The 17226-nt window shown below is 72.8% G+C and carries 20 protein-coding genes; 5 read left to right on the top strand and 15 right to left on the bottom strand.

All coding sequences use genetic code 11. The annotated features are described in order from the left end of the window. Positions 1–90: 90 nt before the first annotated feature. Positions 91–1041, top strand: coding sequence for a phosphatase PAP2 family protein (locus tag R2B67_RS29820; protein ID WP_317822339.1), 951 nt, complete (start codon positions 91–93; stop codon positions 1039–1041). A 97-nt stretch (positions 1042–1138) separates the two neighbouring features. On the opposite strand, the gene R2B67_RS29815 is transcribed toward R2B67_RS29820, so the two are convergent. The 4 genes from R2B67_RS29815 to R2B67_RS29800 all read right to left on the bottom strand — a co-directional run bounded on the left by R2B67_RS29815 (position 1139) and on the right by R2B67_RS29800 (position 4889). Then, positions 1139–1354 (bottom strand): I78 family peptidase inhibitor, encoded by a 216-nt coding sequence (locus tag R2B67_RS29815; RefSeq protein ID WP_018515480.1) that lies wholly within the window; start codon positions 1352–1354, stop codon positions 1139–1141. Positions 1355–1776: 422 nt separating this feature from the next. Further along, positions 1777–2748 (bottom strand): helix-turn-helix transcriptional regulator, encoded by a 972-nt coding sequence (locus tag R2B67_RS29810; RefSeq protein WP_076967931.1) that lies wholly within the window; start codon positions 2746–2748, stop codon positions 1777–1779. 48 nt (positions 2749–2796) lie between these two features. Next, on the bottom strand, positions 2797–3609 hold the full coding sequence (locus tag R2B67_RS29805; protein WP_317822336.1) for a transferase: 813 nt from the start codon (positions 3607–3609) through the stop codon (positions 2797–2799). Further along, positions 3606–4889: a glycosyltransferase family 4 protein gene (locus tag R2B67_RS29800; protein WP_317822334.1), complete on the bottom strand. Its 1284-nt coding sequence runs from the start codon at positions 4887–4889 to the stop codon at positions 3606–3608. Before R2B67_RS29800 ends, R2B67_RS29805 begins: the two co-directional genes overlap by 4 nt. 519 nt (positions 4890–5408) lie before the next feature. On the opposite strand from R2B67_RS29800, the gene R2B67_RS29795 reads away from it, so the two are divergent. Both R2B67_RS29795 and R2B67_RS29790 read left to right on the top strand, forming a co-directional pair. After that, positions 5409–6191, top strand: coding sequence for a DUF8842 C-terminal domain-containing protein (locus R2B67_RS29795; protein ID WP_026242105.1), 783 nt, complete (start codon positions 5409–5411; stop codon positions 6189–6191). A gap of 137 nt (positions 6192–6328) precedes the next feature. Continuing rightward, positions 6329–6661 (top strand): hypothetical protein, encoded by a 333-nt coding sequence (locus R2B67_RS29790; protein ID WP_317822332.1) that lies wholly within the window; start codon positions 6329–6331, stop codon positions 6659–6661. A gap of 81 nt (positions 6662–6742) precedes the next feature. Here the strand turns inward: R2B67_RS29790 and der are convergent, their stop codons facing one another. From der to R2B67_RS29755, 7 genes are all read right to left on the bottom strand, one after another. After that, entirely contained in the window at positions 6743–8212 is a 1470-nt protein-coding gene (gene der, locus R2B67_RS29785) for a ribosome biogenesis GTPase Der (RefSeq protein ID WP_237325169.1), read from the bottom strand. A 78-nt stretch (positions 8213–8290) separates the two neighbouring features. After that, positions 8291–8947, bottom strand: coding sequence for a lysophospholipid acyltransferase family protein (locus R2B67_RS29780; RefSeq protein ID WP_317822331.1), 657 nt, complete (start codon positions 8945–8947; stop codon positions 8291–8293). Further along, a complete protein-coding gene (gene cmk, locus R2B67_RS29775) occupies positions 8944–9639 on the bottom strand; it encodes a (d)CMP kinase (protein ID WP_018515488.1) in 696 nt (231 codons plus the stop codon). Before cmk ends, R2B67_RS29780 begins: the two co-directional genes overlap by 4 nt. Positions 9640–9794: 155 nt before the next feature. Continuing rightward, positions 9795–10880, bottom strand: coding sequence for a prephenate dehydrogenase (locus tag R2B67_RS29770; RefSeq protein WP_317822329.1), 1086 nt, complete (start codon positions 10878–10880; stop codon positions 9795–9797). Continuing rightward, the gene (aroH, locus tag R2B67_RS29765) at positions 10877–11239 is read right to left on the bottom strand and encodes a chorismate mutase (RefSeq protein ID WP_018515490.1); all 363 of its coding nucleotides are present in this window, start codon (positions 11237–11239) and stop codon (positions 10877–10879) included. Before aroH ends, R2B67_RS29770 begins: the two co-directional genes overlap by 4 nt. Before the next feature lie 68 nt (positions 11240–11307). Beyond that, positions 11308–11910: a TetR/AcrR family transcriptional regulator gene (locus tag R2B67_RS29760; RefSeq protein ID WP_317822328.1), complete on the bottom strand. Its 603-nt coding sequence runs from the start codon at positions 11908–11910 to the stop codon at positions 11308–11310. A 12-nt stretch (positions 11911–11922) separates the two neighbouring features. Beyond that, positions 11923–12285, bottom strand: coding sequence for a DUF1304 domain-containing protein (locus R2B67_RS29755; protein ID WP_317822327.1), 363 nt, complete (start codon positions 12283–12285; stop codon positions 11923–11925). A gap of 136 nt (positions 12286–12421) precedes the next feature. Here R2B67_RS29755 and R2B67_RS29750 point away from each other — a divergent pair, with 136 nt between their 5' ends. Beyond that, positions 12422–12883, top strand: coding sequence for a Rieske (2Fe-2S) protein (locus R2B67_RS29750; protein ID WP_317822326.1), 462 nt, complete (start codon positions 12422–12424; stop codon positions 12881–12883). A 75-nt stretch (positions 12884–12958) separates the two neighbouring features. Next, positions 12959–13645, top strand: a complete 687-nt coding sequence (locus R2B67_RS29745; RefSeq protein WP_317822325.1) for a nucleotidyltransferase domain-containing protein — start codon at positions 12959–12961, stop codon at positions 13643–13645. A gap of 7 nt (positions 13646–13652) precedes the next feature. Here R2B67_RS29745 and R2B67_RS29740 read toward each other — a convergent pair whose 3' ends face one another. From R2B67_RS29740 to pnuC, 4 genes are read right to left on the bottom strand one after another with little or no spacing between them, the layout of a single operon-like run. Next, a complete protein-coding gene (locus tag R2B67_RS29740; protein ID WP_317822323.1) occupies positions 13653–14678 on the bottom strand; it encodes an ADP-ribosylglycohydrolase family protein in 1026 nt (341 codons plus the stop codon). Then, positions 14675–15439, bottom strand: coding sequence for an NUDIX hydrolase (locus R2B67_RS29735; protein ID WP_317822322.1), 765 nt, complete (start codon positions 15437–15439; stop codon positions 14675–14677). The genes R2B67_RS29740 and R2B67_RS29735 overlap by 4 nt, the downstream gene beginning before the upstream one ends. Beyond that, a complete protein-coding gene (locus R2B67_RS29730) occupies positions 15436–16515 on the bottom strand; it encodes an AAA family ATPase (RefSeq protein WP_317822321.1) in 1080 nt (359 codons plus the stop codon). Before R2B67_RS29730 ends, R2B67_RS29735 begins: the two co-directional genes overlap by 4 nt. Then, the gene (gene pnuC, locus R2B67_RS29725) at positions 16512–17168 is read right to left on the bottom strand and encodes a nicotinamide riboside transporter PnuC (protein ID WP_317822320.1); all 657 of its coding nucleotides are present in this window, start codon (positions 17166–17168) and stop codon (positions 16512–16514) included. Before pnuC ends, R2B67_RS29730 begins: the two co-directional genes overlap by 4 nt. Positions 17169–17226: the final 58 nt, after the last annotated feature.

The following is a 17226-nucleotide window of genomic DNA, read 5'->3' as shown; positions in this document are numbered from 1 at the left end:
ACCGCTCTGAGACGAAGTCCACATCACATCGTCATCACAAAGCGCCCGGATTGGCCTGCACACACACTCACTCGCTGTAACGTCGATTGGGTGCGTACCGACATCTTTGCCCGCCTGGACCGGGAGCCGGAACCGCCGAAGATAGTGGCACCACGGATGAGCCGTCACCGTGCCGCCCTCTTCGGCGGGACGTTGGCGTTCTATCTCGCCATCGTCTTCGCCGTGCTCGTGACGTCCTGGCTGGTGGCCCTGGACTGGAAGGTCATGCTGTTCCGGCCCTACCAGCAGTGGCCCGAACTGCACGCCTTCCTCGACTACTACGTCGTGCTCGGCCAGCGCGGCCCGACGGCGGTGATGGTCGCCTGCTGGCTGGGCTGGCGCTCCTGGCGTCAGCACACGCTCCGGCCGCTGCTGGTCCTCGGCACCTCGCTGCTGCTGCTCAACGTGACGGTGGGCGCGGTCAAGCTGGGCCTGGGCCGGCTCGGCCCGCACTACGCGACGCAGATCGGCTCGGCCGAGATGTTCGCCGGCGGCGATATATTTCCCTCGGGACACACCGCCAACGCCGTGGTGACCTGGGGAATCCTCGCCTATCTGGCCACCACGCCCCGGGCCAGGCGCTATCTGTCGGCGGTCTCCGCCACGGTCTCGCTGGGCGTCGGCCTCACCACCGTCTACATCGGCACGCACTGGCTCAGCGATGTGGTGCTGGGCTGGGCGGCGGGGCTGCTCATCCTGCTGGCGCTGCCCTGGTTCGAGCCGCTGATCGCCCGGGCGGAGAGCTGGATCTTCGACGTCCGCGAGCAGTGGCGCGCGCGGCGCAGGGCGGTCCGCCAGGTGCGGGCCCCCGGGGTCGCCCCGCAGCCGGTGCTGCTCCCCCAGTCGATCGCCGCCGAGGGCGCGGCCCTCGCGGCCGGCACGGGCACTCCCGCCGCGCACCCGCACCTGGCGACCGGGGCCCGGGCACGGGCCCACCATGCGCCCACCGTCTGCCCGGAGCGGCCGCAACCGGCCCAGGCGGGCCCGATGACGGGCGGCTAGGGCGCGCCGCCCTGCGCACCTTCTCGGTACGGCGAAGGCCCCGACCATGACGTGGTCGGGGCCTTCGCCGTACCGGAAGTACCGAGAAGGTGTGGGGTCAGCCCACCCAGCAGCGGGTCACCGTGGCGTCCTCGACCTGGAAGTTGATCCGTCCGGAACGGAACTCCATGGTCAGGATCGTGCCCGGGGGGACCGCCCGGACGGTGTCCCAGCCACGGCTTCTCGCCTGCTGTTCGGCGGTGTCGGCGCCGAGGCCGACGTACGACTCGGGGGCGTCGTCCGGCTGTGCGGGAGGGGTCGGTTCAGAGGCCATACCCCTCACCGTAGGCGGCCGCGGACGAGGACGGAAGGCCGGGCCCCGGCATCCCCGGCATGCCGCCCTCCGGCATCCCTGCATGCCGCCCTCTGGCATCCTCACGTACCGTCCCCTGGCATCCCCGCGTGCCGTCACGGTCACGCTTGTGTCACAGAATCCCCACACCCGGATATCCCGGCCTATTCACCCGAACAGCCCGCCCGGAAGCCCGGATACGAAAGGGACGGCGGCCTCGCGCGGCCTTGCGGCGAGGCCCGTGCGCACGCTCCGGAAACATCCTGGGTGACCTGCCGCTTTTACCGTCCAGGACGCTTCACCCGAATGGCCGGGACACCTGAATTTCATGTGCCCTTATATCTGCCTTACATTTCCTCACGTTTTCTCCCCGGGCCCCGTCTCCGCCGGCGGCGGGCGGTATCTCACGATCCGGATGCGTCGAGCGCCCGGTCGAGGCGGTCCCGGGCCCGGGTCATCACCTCGGTGAGGCCGGGCGGCTCGACCACCTCGAAGTCGATCCCCATGAGCAGCACATGGATCACCAGGACCTCCAGGTCGGGCGCCCCCGCGGTGAGCCGGCAGGTCCGCTCGTCGACGGGCTCCAGCACCCCGGCGGAGGGCGAGATGCGCTGGGCCGCCTCCGCCACCGGAGCCTTCAGCAGGACCACCGCCCGCGCCGCGTAGGCGGAGACCGAGACGCCCTGGGAGACATAGGCGGCCAGGTCGTCGGCGGGCGGTGGCCGGGGGGTGAAGCGGGGGCCGTGCGGCGGGGTCGGGGTGATCCGGTCCACCCGGAAGGTCCGCCAGTCCGCCCGGTCCAGGTCCCAGGCGACCAGGTACCAGCGGTGCTCGGTGCAGACGAGCCGGTGCGGCTCCACGGTCCGGCGGGAGTCCGAGCCGCCGTGGGAGCGGTAGGAGAAGCGGAGCCGCTCGCTGTCCCGGCAGGCGGCGGCCAGCTCGGTGAGGAGCGCCGGATCGACGGTGTCGGTCTCCGCCCCGCGCAGCATCGGCACGGTGAAGGCGCCGAGCGCGCTCACCCGGCGCCGCAGCCGGTTCGGCAGCACCTGCTCCAGCTTGGCCAGGGCGCGTACGGAGGTCTCGCCGATGCCCTCGATGCCGTGGCCCGCGGCCGTGCGCAGCCCCACGGCGACCGCGACGGCCTCCTCGTCGTCGAGCAGGAGCGGCGGCAGCTCGGCCCCGGCCCCGAGCTGGTAGCCGCCGCCGGTGCCGGGGCTGGCGTTCACCGGGTAGCCGAGCTCGCGCAGCTTGTCGACGTCCCGGCGCACGGTGCGCGGGGTGACGCCGAGCCGCTCGGCCAGATCGGCGCCGGACCAGTCCCGGTGGGCCTGGAGCAGTGAGAGCAGGCGCAGCAGTCGTGCCGAGGTCTCCAACATGGGGACGAGTCTGCCAGGGCTTGCGGACAGCACCTGTCCGCGAACGGATCAGGCGGTCGCGGGCACCACTCGCACGCAGAGGTCGTTCGCCGCGCTGTAGCAGGGTGTGGCGCGGACACCGTCCGCCACCGGGCGGCCCGGGTAGACGAAGGTGTGCTCCCGGGACCAGACGTCGTCGAGGATGCGGGAGATCCTGACCGCCTTCGCACCGGGCGAGGGGATCACCCACAGCCGCCAGAGCCGCTCCTCGGTGACGGGCCCCTCGGCCAGCGGGGCGTAGGGCAGGGTGAAGGCGAAGCCGCCTGGCTGCCCGGAGGCGGTGAGCGGCACCCGGTGGACCCGGGCGGGCTCGCCCGGCAGCCGGGCCTCCACCACGGCCCCCTCCCCCGCCTCGACCCCGTAGAGCTCGCCCTCGGCGCTCATGCCGGACGGGCCGACGCGGATGGCGCCGGCCTCGGCGTGCGGGGCGCGGACCCAGCAGCGCAGGGCGAGGCGGCCGTCGAGCGTGGGGTAGGGGACGCGGGAGCGGATGGTGGCGGTGCCGGTGTCGGGGGTGCGGTCGACGAGGGCGCGCAGATCCCGCAGCCCCGGGAGGACGGTCAGGGTGTGCTCGGAGCCGGGCTCCTCCACGTACGCGTCCCAGCGTCCCTCGGGTACGTCGGCGGAGGGCGGCAGCACCGCCCGCAGCCGCCCGGGGGCGGTGCTGGTCAGCGGGAGCCGGACCGTGGTGCCCGCCGCTCCCCGGCGCCGCAGGAGCAGCACGGCCTCGGGGGCGGTGGCGGCGGGGGCCAGGTCGAAGGTGAGCGCTCCGGCCGGATCGGCGGCGCAGTCGGCCCGGACGGTGGTGGCGGTGGCGGTCATGCGGTCTTCCCCTTGCGGAGCACGTCGGCGGCCTTGTAGCGGAGCGCGTACGCCCCGTCGAGCACGGTGCCCCGGGTGCGGTGCAGCGCGGTGCGCACAGGGCCGTGGCCCCGGCGCCGGGCGCCCTGGGCGATCAGTTCGGTGTACAGGCGCTCGTGGCGCTCGGCGATCCGCGCCGGGTCGAAGCGCTCCGACGCGGACAGCGCGGCGCGGCCCATCCGGTGGCGCAGGCCGTCGTCCTCGATCAGCTGGAGCAGCGCGGCGGCGATCGCGTCGGTGTCGCCCTTCGGCACGAGCCGGCCGTCGGTGCCGTCCTCGATGATCTCGGCCGGTCCGTGCGGGCAGTCGGTGGCCACGACCGGCAGTCCGCCGCGCATCGCCTCGACGATGGTCATGCCGAAGGACTCGCGGTCCGAAGTGACGGCGGCGATCGAGCCCTTGGGCCACTCCGCCTCCAGGGGGGTGGCGGAGCCCATCAGGAACACGTGGTTGTGCAGGTCCAGTTGGTCGATGAGGGCGCGCAGCGTGGTCTTCTCGTCGCCGGAGGCGTCCGCACCGCCGTAGATCCGCAGCCGCCAGTCCGGGCGGACCGCGGCGACCTGGGCGAAGGCCTGTACGAGCAGGTCGTACCGTTTGACCCGGTGCAGCCGGCCGGCCGCGACGACCCACTTCAGGTCGCCGCCCGCGGGCGGACAGGCGGGCTCGGGAACGGCGTTGGGGATGGCCTCGATCCGTACGCCGGGCAGCTTCATCCGGCTGCGGTAGTCCTCGGCGTCGGCGCGGGTGACGGTGGTGAGGGCGTCGAGCAGCGTGTAGCGGTGGGCGATCTCGCGCCGCAGGCGGTAGCCGTGGTTGTCGAGCGTGAGGTGTTCCTGCCCGACGCGTACCGGGCCCCGGCGGGTCTGCCGGCTGATGTGGACGTTGAGGCCGGGGCGGGTGCCGACGACGACATCGGCGTCGAGCCGCTGGAGATGGGCGGCGATCCGGGCGTCGGTGAGCTTGCTGTACTGCTTGTGCCGGCTGTCACCGCGCGGGAACACCGTTGCGGGCCGGGCGTGTTCGGCGTCGTCACCGTCGTACGTCGCGCTCTTCTTCCGCGTGTCGACGAGGTGGCGCAGGGTCACACCGTCGGGCGTGCCGAACGCGGGGGCCTCGCGGTGCCGGAAGACGGACACGATCTCGACGTCGTGCTGTTCGGCGAGGGTGCGGGCGAGTGTGAAGGTGGTACGGATCGTCCCCCCGATGCCGTACGCGTTGTGCAGAAGAAATGAAATATGCATGGCGCCGCCGTTTCCCCCTGGTCTGGCCGTCTCTTGCGACTGTACGTCCCGGCGGTTCACCCCCGGAATGCGTGCGGAATCCGGCTGGATTCAGCCGGGGAATGCGTCGCGGTGTCCGAATACTCCCGTCGCACCGCCGGAACCGTGGCTGACCAGCAGGTTTACGGAAGCCGTGAATCCGCTTCACCGTCACCGACCGGAATCCCGCGCATACGTCGGGGACGGCCGGTGCACCGTCCGGCCGTCTGCCCGCCACCCGTTCCAGCGACGCTTTCCCTCCGTGCTTGACGTAAGGAAAGGCGGGCGGGTTGCCTGCGTCCGGCGAAAACTTCCGGCGAATATCCCGGCGCCCGGCGCCCCGGCCTCCGGGGCACGGAGGTCGACTCCTCGATGTAGCGATCTGTCGACCTTGTCCTCACTTCCGTCGCCACCGGTGCGTGACCCCGGCCACGGATCCCGCGTTGTCTCTTCATGAGCCGGGAACCCCCCGGCCCACGCACCGAGTTCGAGGAGCCACCCGTGCCGCGCATGCTCGACGTCAGCCAGGACGTACGCGCCGAGATCGGCGACGACGAAGCCGACCGGCTGCTCGTCGGCGACGACACCCCCGGCAGTTACGACTGCACCTCCTGCCGCACTCCCGGCGACTCCGACCAGGAACGCACCAGCACGGTGCTGTTCATCGGGGACGAGACCGCCGTACTCGCGTTCGCCCACGCGACGTGCATCCCCTCGCAGGTCGTCAAGGTCGCGGAGGACCAGCTCCAGGGCGCGGTACGCAGCATCACCGGCAGCGAGCAGAAGAACACGGAGGGGCGCATGCCCGAACAGGCCGTCCTCGGCATCACCAGCGGTCTCGTTCTCATCGAGGACGATGTCCGCCCGGCCCTGGTCGTCGAACCGACCGGACCGGTCGCCCGGCCCGGCACCGACGGCAGCGGGGGCGACGAGTTCCTCCAGCTGCTGCTGGAGCAGGGCTTCCACCCGGCCCCCGACCTGACCGCGCTGCCGGCGCCGCTGCCCGGCTGGTCGGTGCTGCTCGCCGTGGGCCAGCTGCACGCCGTGCTGCAGCCGGGCTCCGGCGGAGGCAACCCGGTCGCCTGGTGGCAGGCCCACCAGCCGCTCCAGGTGACCGACGGCTGGCGGGCCGCGGTCAACAAGTCGCAGACGGTCCTCGTCTTCGCCGCACCGGCCGGCACCATCGGCCAGCAGCCGCGCGAGGACCTGCTCCGGGACGCCCTGGAGAAGGCCGCGGTCAACGGGGTCCTGGTCGCCGCGTCCATGCCGCTGGCCGGGACCTGATCATGCCCGCCCCGCTCGGGCACCCCCGCCGAACAGCGTTTTCTCCGGCGGGACCGCATCCGACGGGCGATGAGGTCGTTGGCACCTACGTGCACTCATACGACTCCTCCCGCCAGCACCAGAGCCAGATTCCTGCCATGCGTCCCTCGCAGGAGCCATCGGTGGGCACGTCCGCCACCCCGATCTACGACGCGCTGTACTCCGAGTACCGGCGCTCGTTCCGGGCGTTGCCGGGTGACCGGAGCGGTGAGGAGAACCTCCGCTTCCCGGCCTTCGGCGCCGGGCTGTTCGCCACCCGGGCCCCGCTGGGCGGCAGCCACTCCTCCCCGGCCGGTCAGAGCCGCCACACCGGGACCGGCAGCGGCGTCCAGAGCCAGCACACCGGCACCCTCGGCTCCTGGCAGCGGGTCGGCCGGCACGCCGGGCGTCCCCGGCCCGCGGCGCTTCCGCCGGGGACCCGGGAGTCCTGAGAGCGGGTGCGGGAGAGCCCCGGCACCGATCCACCGTACGGATCGGTGCCGGGGCTCTCCCGTAGGCGCTACCCGTACGCGCTACTTGTTGCGGCCGCGCTTCTCGCGGACCCGGACCGAGATGTGGATCGGGGTGCCCTCGAAGCCGAACTCCTCGCGCAGCCGGCGCTCGACGAAGCGGCGGTAGCCGTGCTCCAGGAAGCCGGAGGCGAACAGCACGAACCGCGGCGGCTTGGTGCCCGCCTGGGTGCCGAACAGGATGCGCGGCTGCTTGCCACCGCGGATCGGGTGCGGGTGGGCGGCGACGATCTCACCGAGGAAGGCGTTCAGCCGGCCGGTGGGGACGCGGGTCTCCCAGCCCTCGATCGCGGTCTCGATCGCCGGGACGAGCTTCTCCATGTGCCGGCCGGTGAGGGCCGAGACGTTGACCCGGGGGGCCCAGGAGATCTGCGCGAGCTCCGTCTCGATCTCGCGCTCCAGGTAGTAGCGGCGCTCCTCGTCGAGGGTGTCCCACTTGTTGAAGGCGACGACGATGGCGCGCCCGGCCTCCACGGCCATGGTGATGATCCGCTGGTCCTGGACGCTGATGGACTCGCTGGAGTCGATCAGGACGACGGCGACCTCGGCCTTCTCCACGGCGGCCGCCGTACGGAGCGAGGCGTAGTAGTCCGCGCCTTCCTGGAGGTGGACGCGGCGGCGGATGCCGGCCGTGTCGATGAACTTCCAGGTGATGCCGCCGAGCTTGATCAGCTCGTCGACCGGGTCGCGGGTGGTGCCGGCCTGCTCGTTGACGACGACCCGGTCCTCGCCCGCGACCTTGTTCAGCAGGGAGGACTTGCCGACGTTCGGACGGCCGATCAGCGCGATGCGGCGGGGGCCGCCGAGCGCGGTGCCGAACTTCTGCTCCGGGGCGTCGGGGAGGGCTTCGAGGACGGCGTCCAGCATGTCGCCGGTGCCGCGGCCGTGCAGCGAGGAGACCGGGTAGGGCTCGCCGAGGCCGAGCGACCACAGGGCGGTGGCGTCGGCCTCGCCGCTCTGGCCGTCGACCTTGTTGGCGCAGAGCACGACGGGCTTGCCGGCCCGGCGCAGCAGCTTGACGACGGCCTCGTCGGTGTCGGTGGCGCCGACGGTGGAGTCGACGACGAAGACGACCGCGTCGGCCGTCTCGATGGCGTACTCCGCCTGGGCGGCGACGGAGGCGTCGAGGCCCAGCACGTCCTGCTCCCAGCCGCCGGTGTCCATGACCTTGAAGCGGCGGCCGGCCCACTCGGCCTCGTAGCTGACGCGGTCGCGGGTGACGCCGGGCTTGTCCTGCACGACGGCCTCACGGCGGCCGATGATCCGGTTCACCAGGGTCGACTTGCCGACGTTGGGGCGGCCGACGATGGCGAGCACGGGGAGCGGGCCGTGACCGGCCTCACCGAGGGCGCCCTCGACCTCTTCGGGGTCGAAGCCCTCCTGCGCGGCGAGCTCCATGAACTCCGCGTACTCGGCATCGCCAAGTTCTCCGTGCTCGTGGTCCGAGCCGCCGGAGTGAATCTGGTCGTTCATGAAGTCCGTTCCTCTTTGCATCATCATCGATGGACCGCGATCAGCGCCGTCCACTACTCAAGTCAGGTCAAGTCTGGCCTATCGCCCGGTGAGGCGCTTGGCACTTTCCAGGTGGGCGGTGAGCTTCGCCTGGATCCGCAGGGTCGCCTCGTCCAGCGCCTTGCGCGTACGCCGCCCGTCGCCGGCGCTCGCGTCGAACGCGTCACCGAAGACGACGTCGACCCGGCTGCGCAGCGGGGGCAGCCCCCGTATCAACCGTCCGCGGCGCTCGGTGCTTCCCAGGACGGCGACGGGGACGATGGGCGCCCCGCCCCGTACCGCGAAGTACGCGAGTCCGGCCCGCAGCGAGGCGAAGTCGCCCTCGCCCCGGGTGCCCTCCGGGAAGATCCCGAGCGCGCCGCCGTCGGCCAGGACGCCCAGCGCGTGGCTGATGGCGGTGCGGTCGACGGTCGTACGGTCCACCTCGATCTGGCCGATCCCGTGCAGGAACGGGTCGAGGGGGCCGACGAACGCCTCCTTCTTGATCAGGAAGTGCACCGGCCGGGGTGCGGTCCCCATCAGCATCGGTCCGTCGATGTTGTGGGAGTGGTTCACCGCGAGTATGACGGGTCCGGCGGCGGGCACGCGCCACGCGCCGAGCACGCGCGGCTTCCACAGCCCGTACATCAGGCCGATGCCGATCCCTCGCCCGACCGCGGCTCCGCGCAGTGTGGGCGCCCCCGCGGCGTCACTCACGCGGCGGTCCGCTTCTCCTCGACGAGGGTGACGACGCACTCGATGACCTGCTGGAGGGTCAGGTCGGTGGTGTCCACCTCGACGGCGTCGTCCGCCTTGGCGAGGGGGGAGGTCTTACGGCCGGAGTCGGCGGCGTCCCGCTTGATCAGGGCCTCGCGGGTGGCGGCGAGGTCGGAGCCCTTGACCTCACCGCTGCGGCGGGCGGCGCGGGCCTCCGGGGAGGCGGTGAGGAAGATCTTCAGGTCGGCGTCGGGCAGCACGGTGGTGCCGATGTCACGGCCCTCGACGACGATGCCGCCCACGGCGCCCGCGGCGATGGAGCGCTGGAGCTCGGTGATGATCGTGCGCACCTCGGGGACCGCGCTGACGGCGCTGACCTTGGAGGTGACCTCCTGGGTGCGGATCGGGCCCGAGGCGTCCTCGCCGTCGACGGTGATCGTCGGGCCGGTCGGGTCGGTGCCGGAGATGATCACGGGCTTGGCGGCCGCGGTCGCGATCTCGGCGGGGCTGTTCACGTCGATGCCGTTGGTCAGCATCCACCAGGTGATCGCCCGGTACTGCGCGCCCGTGTCCAGGTAGCTCAGGCCGAGCTTGGCGGCGACGGCCTTGGAGGTGCTCGACTTTCCGGTGCCCGAGGGCCCGTCGATGGCGACGATCACGGCGGAGCTTGCGGTTTCCACGGTGGTGGACACCTTCCTGGTACACGGGGTGGGGACGGACGGGCCTGAGGGCGGCCTTGTACCAGGTTACCGAGTGCCGGGCGCGCCCTTGTACCCCGTACGGGGGAGGCTCCGTCCCCGTACGGGGGTGGCGGCCGGGCACCCCGGCCGCTTCTCCCCCACCGGGCTCAGCTGCGGACCGACCAGCCGCGCTCGGTCAGCGCCGCCGCCAGCACGGGTGCCGCGCTCGGCTCCACCATGATCTGGACCAGGCCCGCCTGCTGCCCGGTGGCGTGCTCGATGCGGACGTCCTCGATGTTGACCCCGGCCCGGCCGGCGTCGGCGAAGATCGAGGCGAGCTCGCCCGGCTTGTCGCCGATGAGGACGGCCACGGTCTCGTACGCGGCGGGGGCGGCGCCGTGCTTGCCGGGGACCCGGACGCGGCCCGCGTTGCCCCGGCGCAGGACGTCCTCGATGGCGTCGGTGCCCGCGCGCCGCTTCTCCTCGTCGGCGGAGTGCAGGCCGCGCAGCGCGGTCACCGTCTCCTCCAGGTCGGCGGCGACCCCGGCCAGCACGTCGGCGACCGGCCCGGGGTTGGCGGAGAGGATCTCCACCCACATCCGGGGGTCCGACGCGGCGATCCGGGTCACATCGCGGATGCCCTGGCCGCACAGGCGTACGGCGGTCTCGTCGGCCTCCTCCAGCCGCGCGGCCACCATGGAGGAGATCAGCTGCGGGGTGTGGGAGACGAGGGCGACGGCCCGGTCGTGGGCGTCGGCGTCCATGACCACGGGGACGGCCCGGCAGAGCGCGACCAGCTCCAGCGCGAGGTTGAGGACCTCGGTGTCGGTGTCCCGGGTCGGGGTGAGGACCCAGGGGCGGCCCTCGAAGAGGTCGCCGGTGGCGGCGAGCGGCCCCGAACGCTCCTTGCCCGCCATCGGGTGCGTACCGATGTACGGGGTGAGGTCGAGGCCCATCGCCTCCAGCTCGCGGCGCGGGCCGCCCTTGACGCTGGCGACGTCCAGGTAGCCCCGGGCCACCCCGTCGCGCATGGCCCGGGCCAGGACGGTGGCGGTGTGGGCGGGCGGTACGGCGATGACCGCGAGGTCGACCGGGCCGGCCGGCGGCTCGTCGCTGCCGGCGCCGAGCGCGGCCGCGGTGCGGGCCGACTCGGGGTCGTGGTCGACGAGGTGGACGTGGACGGAGCGGCCGGAGAGCGCGAGGGCGGCGGAGGTGCCGACGAGTCCGGTTCCGATGACGAGGGCGGTTCTCACTGGGCGATGTCCTTGCGCAGGGCGGCGGTGGCGCCGAGGTAGACGTGGCTGATCTCCGCGCGCGAGAGATAGGTCTCGACGTGGGCGAGGAGGCGGACGACGCGGGGCATGGCGCCCTCGATGTCCAGCTCCTGGGCGCAGATCAGGGGGACGTCGACGATGCCGAGGCCGCGCGCGGCGGCGGCCGGGAAGTCGCTGTGCAGGTCCGGGGTGGCAGTGAACCAGATGCTGATCAGGTCGTCGGCGACCAGCTCGTTGCGTTCCAGGACGGCCGTGAGCAGCTCACCGACCCGCTCGTCCATGTGCCCGGCCTCGTCCCGCTCCAGCTGGACGGCGCCTCGGACCGCTCGTACCGCCACGTCGCACTCCTCGCTCGTTCACTTCCGCGCTGCTCCTGATCACCCTAGAGGGGCGGCGGCGGGCCGGTTCACCGCGCTCTCTGGGTGAGACGGGCGGCGGCGTGGACGGCGAGGAGCATGCGCCAGATCCGGTCGGCGAGGTGTTCGGGCGTCGCGGTGGTGCGTCCGTGGACCCAGTCGGCGAGGACGCCGGTGAAGATCCCGGCGACGGCGCTCGCGGTGAGGTCGTGTCCGGTGTCCGCCGGGCGGCGGGCGGACAGCTCGTCGAGGCTGCGCTGTCGCAGCTCCCGGTGGAGCAGCTCGCCGAGCGGCCCGCCGCCGCCTTCGCGCAGGAGGCTGCGGTAGACGGGGGCCCGGGTGTGGACGGACGCGAGGAGCGCGGCGAGCGGGGCCGGGGGTGCGTCGGGTCCTGGCGGTGTGCCGTCCCAGGCGTGCAGGGCGTCGACGGCTTCGGTGACGACCTCGGCGCAGGCGTCCACCGCAAGGGCGTGCAGGTCGTCGTAGTGGAGGTAGAAGGTGGCCCGCCCGACGCCGGCCCCGCGGACCACCTGCGCCACGCTGACCTGTTCGAGTGGCCGGTGCTCGCAGGCGGCGAGCAGGGCGACGCGGAGCTTGGCCCGGGTGCGTGCGGTACGGGGGTCGGCGCTGCCGTCGGTCACTGCGGGGCTCATCGGCCCAGGATCTCAGCCCGCGAGCAGGACGGCGCCGAGGGCGATCGCGGACGGGACCGCCTGGACGTACAGGATCTTCCGGCTCACGGTGGCGGCCCCGTAGACCCCGGCGACGATCAGGCAGCTCAGGAAGAAGACCTGCGCCTGGAAGCCAACAGGGTCGGCGGCGATGAGTCCCCAGACCAGACCGGCGGCCATGAACCCGTTGTAGAGGCCCTGGTTGGCGGCGAGGGTGGCGCTCTCCCGGGAGAAGGCGGGAGTCGTACCGAAGACCTTACGGCCGCGGTCGGTGTCCCAGAGGAACATCTCCAGGACGAGGAAGTAGGCGTGGATCAGCGCGACGAGCGCGACCAGGACCTGAGCTGCGATGTGCATGACGGTCGGCCTCCCAGGGGGCGATTTCCTGGACGACTGTACAGGAAGTGCCCTCGGCCCGCCCGGTTGCTTCACCTGCGCGCCCCCCGGCACCACGATGGCGGGCACGGATCACCCCACGACAACTGGAGAGCCCATGAACGCGAACGCACGGCGAAGGACTGTTCTGACGGCGGGCGCGGCGGGCGCCGCCGCCCTGGTGACCGGCTGCGGATCGTCCGGCGACGAGAGCGGCGGAGGGGACGCGAGCGGTACGCCGACGGCATCGGACACGGCATCGCCCGGGACCTCCCCCGACGCCTCGCCCGGCGGTGAGGAGCTGGCCGCGACGGGCGACATCCCGGTCGGCGGCGGCACCATCTTCAAGGAGCAGAAAGTGGTGGTGACGCAGCCGGAGGAGGGTGAGTTCAAAGCGTTCTCCGCCGTCTGCACGCACGCCCAGTGCCTCGTCTCGACGGTCAGCGACGGCACCATCAACTGCCCCTGCCACGGCTCCAAGTTCTCCATCACGGACGCGGCGGTCGAGGCCGGCCCGGCGACCCGCCCGCTGCCGGCCGAGCAGATCACCGTCGAGGGCGGAGCGATCCGGCTGGGCTGAGGGCCGGGGCTCCCCAGGCGTGGCGGCCGGAATTTCGGGGGCGGGACGGCCCGCCGCCCCCGTACCCTCGCCGCCATGATCACTCCCACCGACGAGGCTCTCGTAAGCGACCACACGGTCTACGCGTGTGTGATGGGTTCCCGCGCGTTCGGGCTGGCGACGGAGGACAGCGACACCGACCGGCGGGGCGTGTTCGTGGCCCCCACCCCGCTGTTCTGGCGCCTCACCAAGCCCCCGGCGCACATCGAGGGCCCAGCCCCCGAGCAGTTCTCCTGGGAGCTGGAGCGCTTCTGCGAGCTGGCGCTGCGGGCCAACCCGAACGTGCTGGAGTGCCTGCACTCCCCGCTGGTGGAGTACGTGGACGACACCGGCCGCGAACTGCTGGAACTGCGCGGGGCGTTCCTCTCCCGCCTGGCGCACGCCACGTTCGTCCGCTACGCGCTGGGCCAGCGGAAGAAGCTGGAGGCCGACGTACGGCAGTACGGGGAGCCCCGCTGGAAGCACGCGATGCACCTGCTGCGACTGCTGACGAGCGGCCGGGACCTGCTGCGCACCGGCGAGCTGCACATCGACGTCGGCGACGCGCGCGAGGAGCTGCTGGCGGTGAAGCGGGGCGAGGTGCCCTGGCCGGAGGTGGAGCGCCGGATGAACCGCCTGGCCGAGGAGAACGACGCTGCGGCGGACAACTCCCGGCTACCACCCGAGCCGGACCGGGCGGCGGTGGAGGACTTTCTCGTACGGGTCCGGCGGGCGTCGGCATAGAGGTCGCTCAAGCGTCCCAGAGCGCCGCCAGGGAGAGCAGGTCGCTCCGGTACTCGATGCGTTCCGACCACTCCTGGGGCCAGGCCCCCGCGCCCAGGTGGGCCCCGGCGAAGGCGCCCGCCAGGCAGGCGATCGAGTCGGAGTCGCCGCGGGTGCAGGCGGCCCGGCGAAGGGCGGTGAGCGGGTCCTCGGGGAAGAGCAGGAAGCAGTGCAGGGCGGTGGCGAGGGCCTCCTCGGCGATCCAGCCGTCGCCGGTCCGCTCGCACGGGTCGGTCTCCGGGGACGGGTCGCGCAGGGCCTCCTGGAGGGCGGCCAGGGCGCTCTGGCACTCGTCCCAGCCGCGGCTGATGAACGCCTCGGGCGAGGTGTCCCCGGCGTACCGCCACAGGTCGCCGAGCCAACGGGCGTGGTAGCGGCCGGTGTTCTCGTACGCGTAGCTGCGCAGCTGGCCCACCAGGCCGAGCGGTTCGGCGCCCTGGGCCAGGAGGTGGATCGCGCGGGCGGTCAGGTCGGAGGCGGCGAGCGCGGTGGGGTGGCCGTGGGTGAGGGCGGCCTGGAGCTGGGCGGCGCCGGCGCGCTGTTCGTCGCTGAGGCCGGGGACGAGGCCGACGGGGGCGACCCGCATGTTGGCGCCGCAGCCCTTGGAGCGGGTCTGGCTCGCCTCCTGCCAGACCCGGCTGGATTCGAGCATGCGGCAGGCGGAGAGGCAGGTGTTGCCGGGGGCCCGGTTGTTCTCCGGCGAGTGGTACCAGGCGATGAACTCCCGGCGGACCGGGTCCACCATGCGCTCCGGGGTGAGCAGCCCGCTGTCCATGGCGGTGCGGATGCCCCGGCCCAGCGCGATCGTCATCTGGGTGTCGTCGGTGACGATCGCGGGGGTCGGGAGGCCCATCTGCCGCCAGGGGCCGCACTTGGCGAGGATGGCGGGCACGTCGTTGAACTCGGTGGGGAAGCCCAGCGCGTCACCGAGCGCGAGCCCGGTCAGCGAGCCGGTGGCCGCCTGCTTGGTGAGCCTTCGGGTGGCGATGGTCATGGCGTTCGTCCTTCCGGGCGCGAGAGGGGTGCGTCGGTGGGCTGCGGTCGCAGCAGCGGTGGGTGCAGGGTCGTGGTTCCGCCCGCCCGGTACAGCGCGGCCGGTTTGCCCCGGCCGCCCGTGCGGCGCGGCGGGCCGTCGACCGGTTCGACGAAGCCGGGCGCGCTCAGGACCTTCCGGCGGAAGTTGGGGCGGTCCAGTGCGACGCCCCACACCGTCTCGTACACCTGCTGGAGCTCGCCGAGGGTGAACTCGGCCGGGCAGAACTCCGTGGCCAGGCAGGTGTATTCGAGCTTGGCGCCGATCCGGTCGCGGGCATCGGTGAGGATGCGGTCGTGGTCGAAGGCGAGCGGGCCGGTGGCGCCCGTCGCCCACCATCGCGCGCTGGCCGCGTCGCCGCCGCCGCGCGGTTCGGGGAGGTCCGGCAGGAGGGCGGCGTACGCGACCGAGACGACCCGCATCCTCGGGTCGCGGTCCGGGTCGGTGTAGGTGCGCAGCTGCTCCAGGTGGAGGGCGCCCACGGCGTCCGGGCCGAGGCCGGTCTCCTCGGCCAGCTCGCGGCGGGCGGCCTCGTCGGCGGACTCGCGGGGCAGGACGAAGCCGCCCGGCAGCGCCCAGCGGCCCCGGAACGGGTCCTGGCCGCGTTCGACCAGCAGCACATGGAGCGTCTCGTCCCGGACGGTGAAGACCGCGAGGTCGACGGTGACCGCGAACGGCGGGAAGGCGTGCGGGTCGTACCCCTCGGGTACGCCGGTGCTCATCGCTTCTCCGGGAGCGGGGCGGCGAAGTCCCAGCCGGTGGCGAGGAGTTCGTCGACGGCGGCGACGGCCTGCGCGAGGCGGACCTCGGGCGGGCCGGTGATCTCGATGAACCGCCTTCCCGTACGGGTGAGTTCGGCGCGGAAGCGGTCGGTCATCCAGGGCCGCAGCTCCTCGCCGTCCCGCAGCCCGTCGTCCTCGAAGGCGACGCCCTCGTGGTCGGTGAGCAGCCACAGGTGGTGGCCGACCCGGTCCGCGATCTCCTCGACGAGCGGGTTGCGGCCGCCGACGTACCGCTCGTGCCAGACGGTGGTGGCGAAGGAGTCCGTGTCGCAGAAGAGGACCGGGGAGCCGGTGCGGGCGGCGGCCTCCTCGCGCTCGTTCTGGGCCTCGGCGATGACGGGGAAGTCGTCGGTGGTGAAGGTGACGTCCTCCCAGACGGCCCCGGGCCACCGCTCGCGCAGGGCGGCGAGCTTGTGCTCGCTGTACTCGCGCCCGTACTCCGCGACGTACCCCGTCCCCGCCCAGACCCCGCCACGGGCCCGGTAGTGGCCGGCGAGGGCCCGCGCGAGGGTGGTGGTGCCGGTGGACTCGGCGCCGAGGACGACGACCCGGCGGGCGAGGGCGGCCCGGACGGGTGCCCGGAGGAAGTCCCAGCAGCCGACCGGGTCCTTGCGCACGGCGGTGCCGGAGACCGGGAAGAGGGTGCGCTCGGCGTCCACGAGGACGGACGCGGCGCCGAAGCGGCGGCCGAGCTCTTCCCCGTACGCCTCCGAGGTGAAGACCGCGTCGACCCGCTCGGGCACGGCGGCGGTGAAGACGGCCATGTGCGCGTCCCAGACCGCCGGGTCGGTCACGTCCATGTGCGTGTCGTCGACCGCGCCGACCACCGTGACGTCCGGGTGGATCTCCCGCATCCAGGCGACCCGGTCGGCGAGCGGTACGGACTCCACGGAGGCGGCGCAGACCAGCACGGTCAGCCGTTCGCAGTGGTCCTGGGCGGTCCGGACGAGGTGGTGGTGACCGGCGTGCGGCGGGTAGAACTTGCCGAGGACCAGGCCGTGTTCGTACGTCTTCATGCCGTGACCGCCTCCAGCGGACGGGAGTTACGGGCGGTCAGGTCGCGGTGCCAGTTGCGCAGGCCGACCAGGCAGAGCGCGAGGAACCCGGCGTACAGCAGCGAGGTCAGGTACAGCCCCTTGTGCGCGTACAGCGGGATGTAGACCACGTCCGCCGCGATCCACAGCCACCAGGACTCCAGCCGCTTCCGGCACTGCCCGTACGTCGCCATCAGCGACAGCGAGGTCGTCAGAGCGTCCCAGAACGGGACGGTGGAGTCGGTGGCCCGGGTGAGCAGCAGGGTGAGCCCGGCGGTCCCCACCACCCCCGCCGCGAGCAGCCAGGCCCATTCGGTGCGCGTCGTCCTGCGCACCGGCAGGGCCGAGGTCCCTGGTCCACCCCCGTGGGTCCAGGTCCACCAGCCGTACGCGGCGAGGGTGATGAAGACGATCTGGAGGCCGGCGTCGGCGTACAGGCCGGCCTGGGCGAAGAGCAGGATGAAGAAGACGTTGTTGGCGATGCCGATCGGCCAGTTGGCGATGTGCTGGCGGGCCACGAGCCACACGCACAGCGCGCCGCTGCCGAATCCCAGCACCTCGGTCCAGCTGACCGGGGTGTCCAGGACCGTCACCAGGGGCTGCTGCAAGGGATCGAGTATGTCCGCGAGGCTCACGGGCCCGCCTCCTTCTTTAATGGTCACTCTGACTATAAAGGGTGGGCGGGGGCAGCAA

This window comes from Streptomyces cyaneofuscatus (genome assembly GCF_033109485.1).
GTDB classification, from domain to species: Bacteria; Actinomycetota; Actinomycetes; order Streptomycetales; family Streptomycetaceae; genus Streptomyces; species Streptomyces cyaneofuscatus.
The sequence above is the reverse complement of the archived record's forward strand: the minus strand, read 5'-3'. Positions and strand labels throughout refer to the sequence as shown.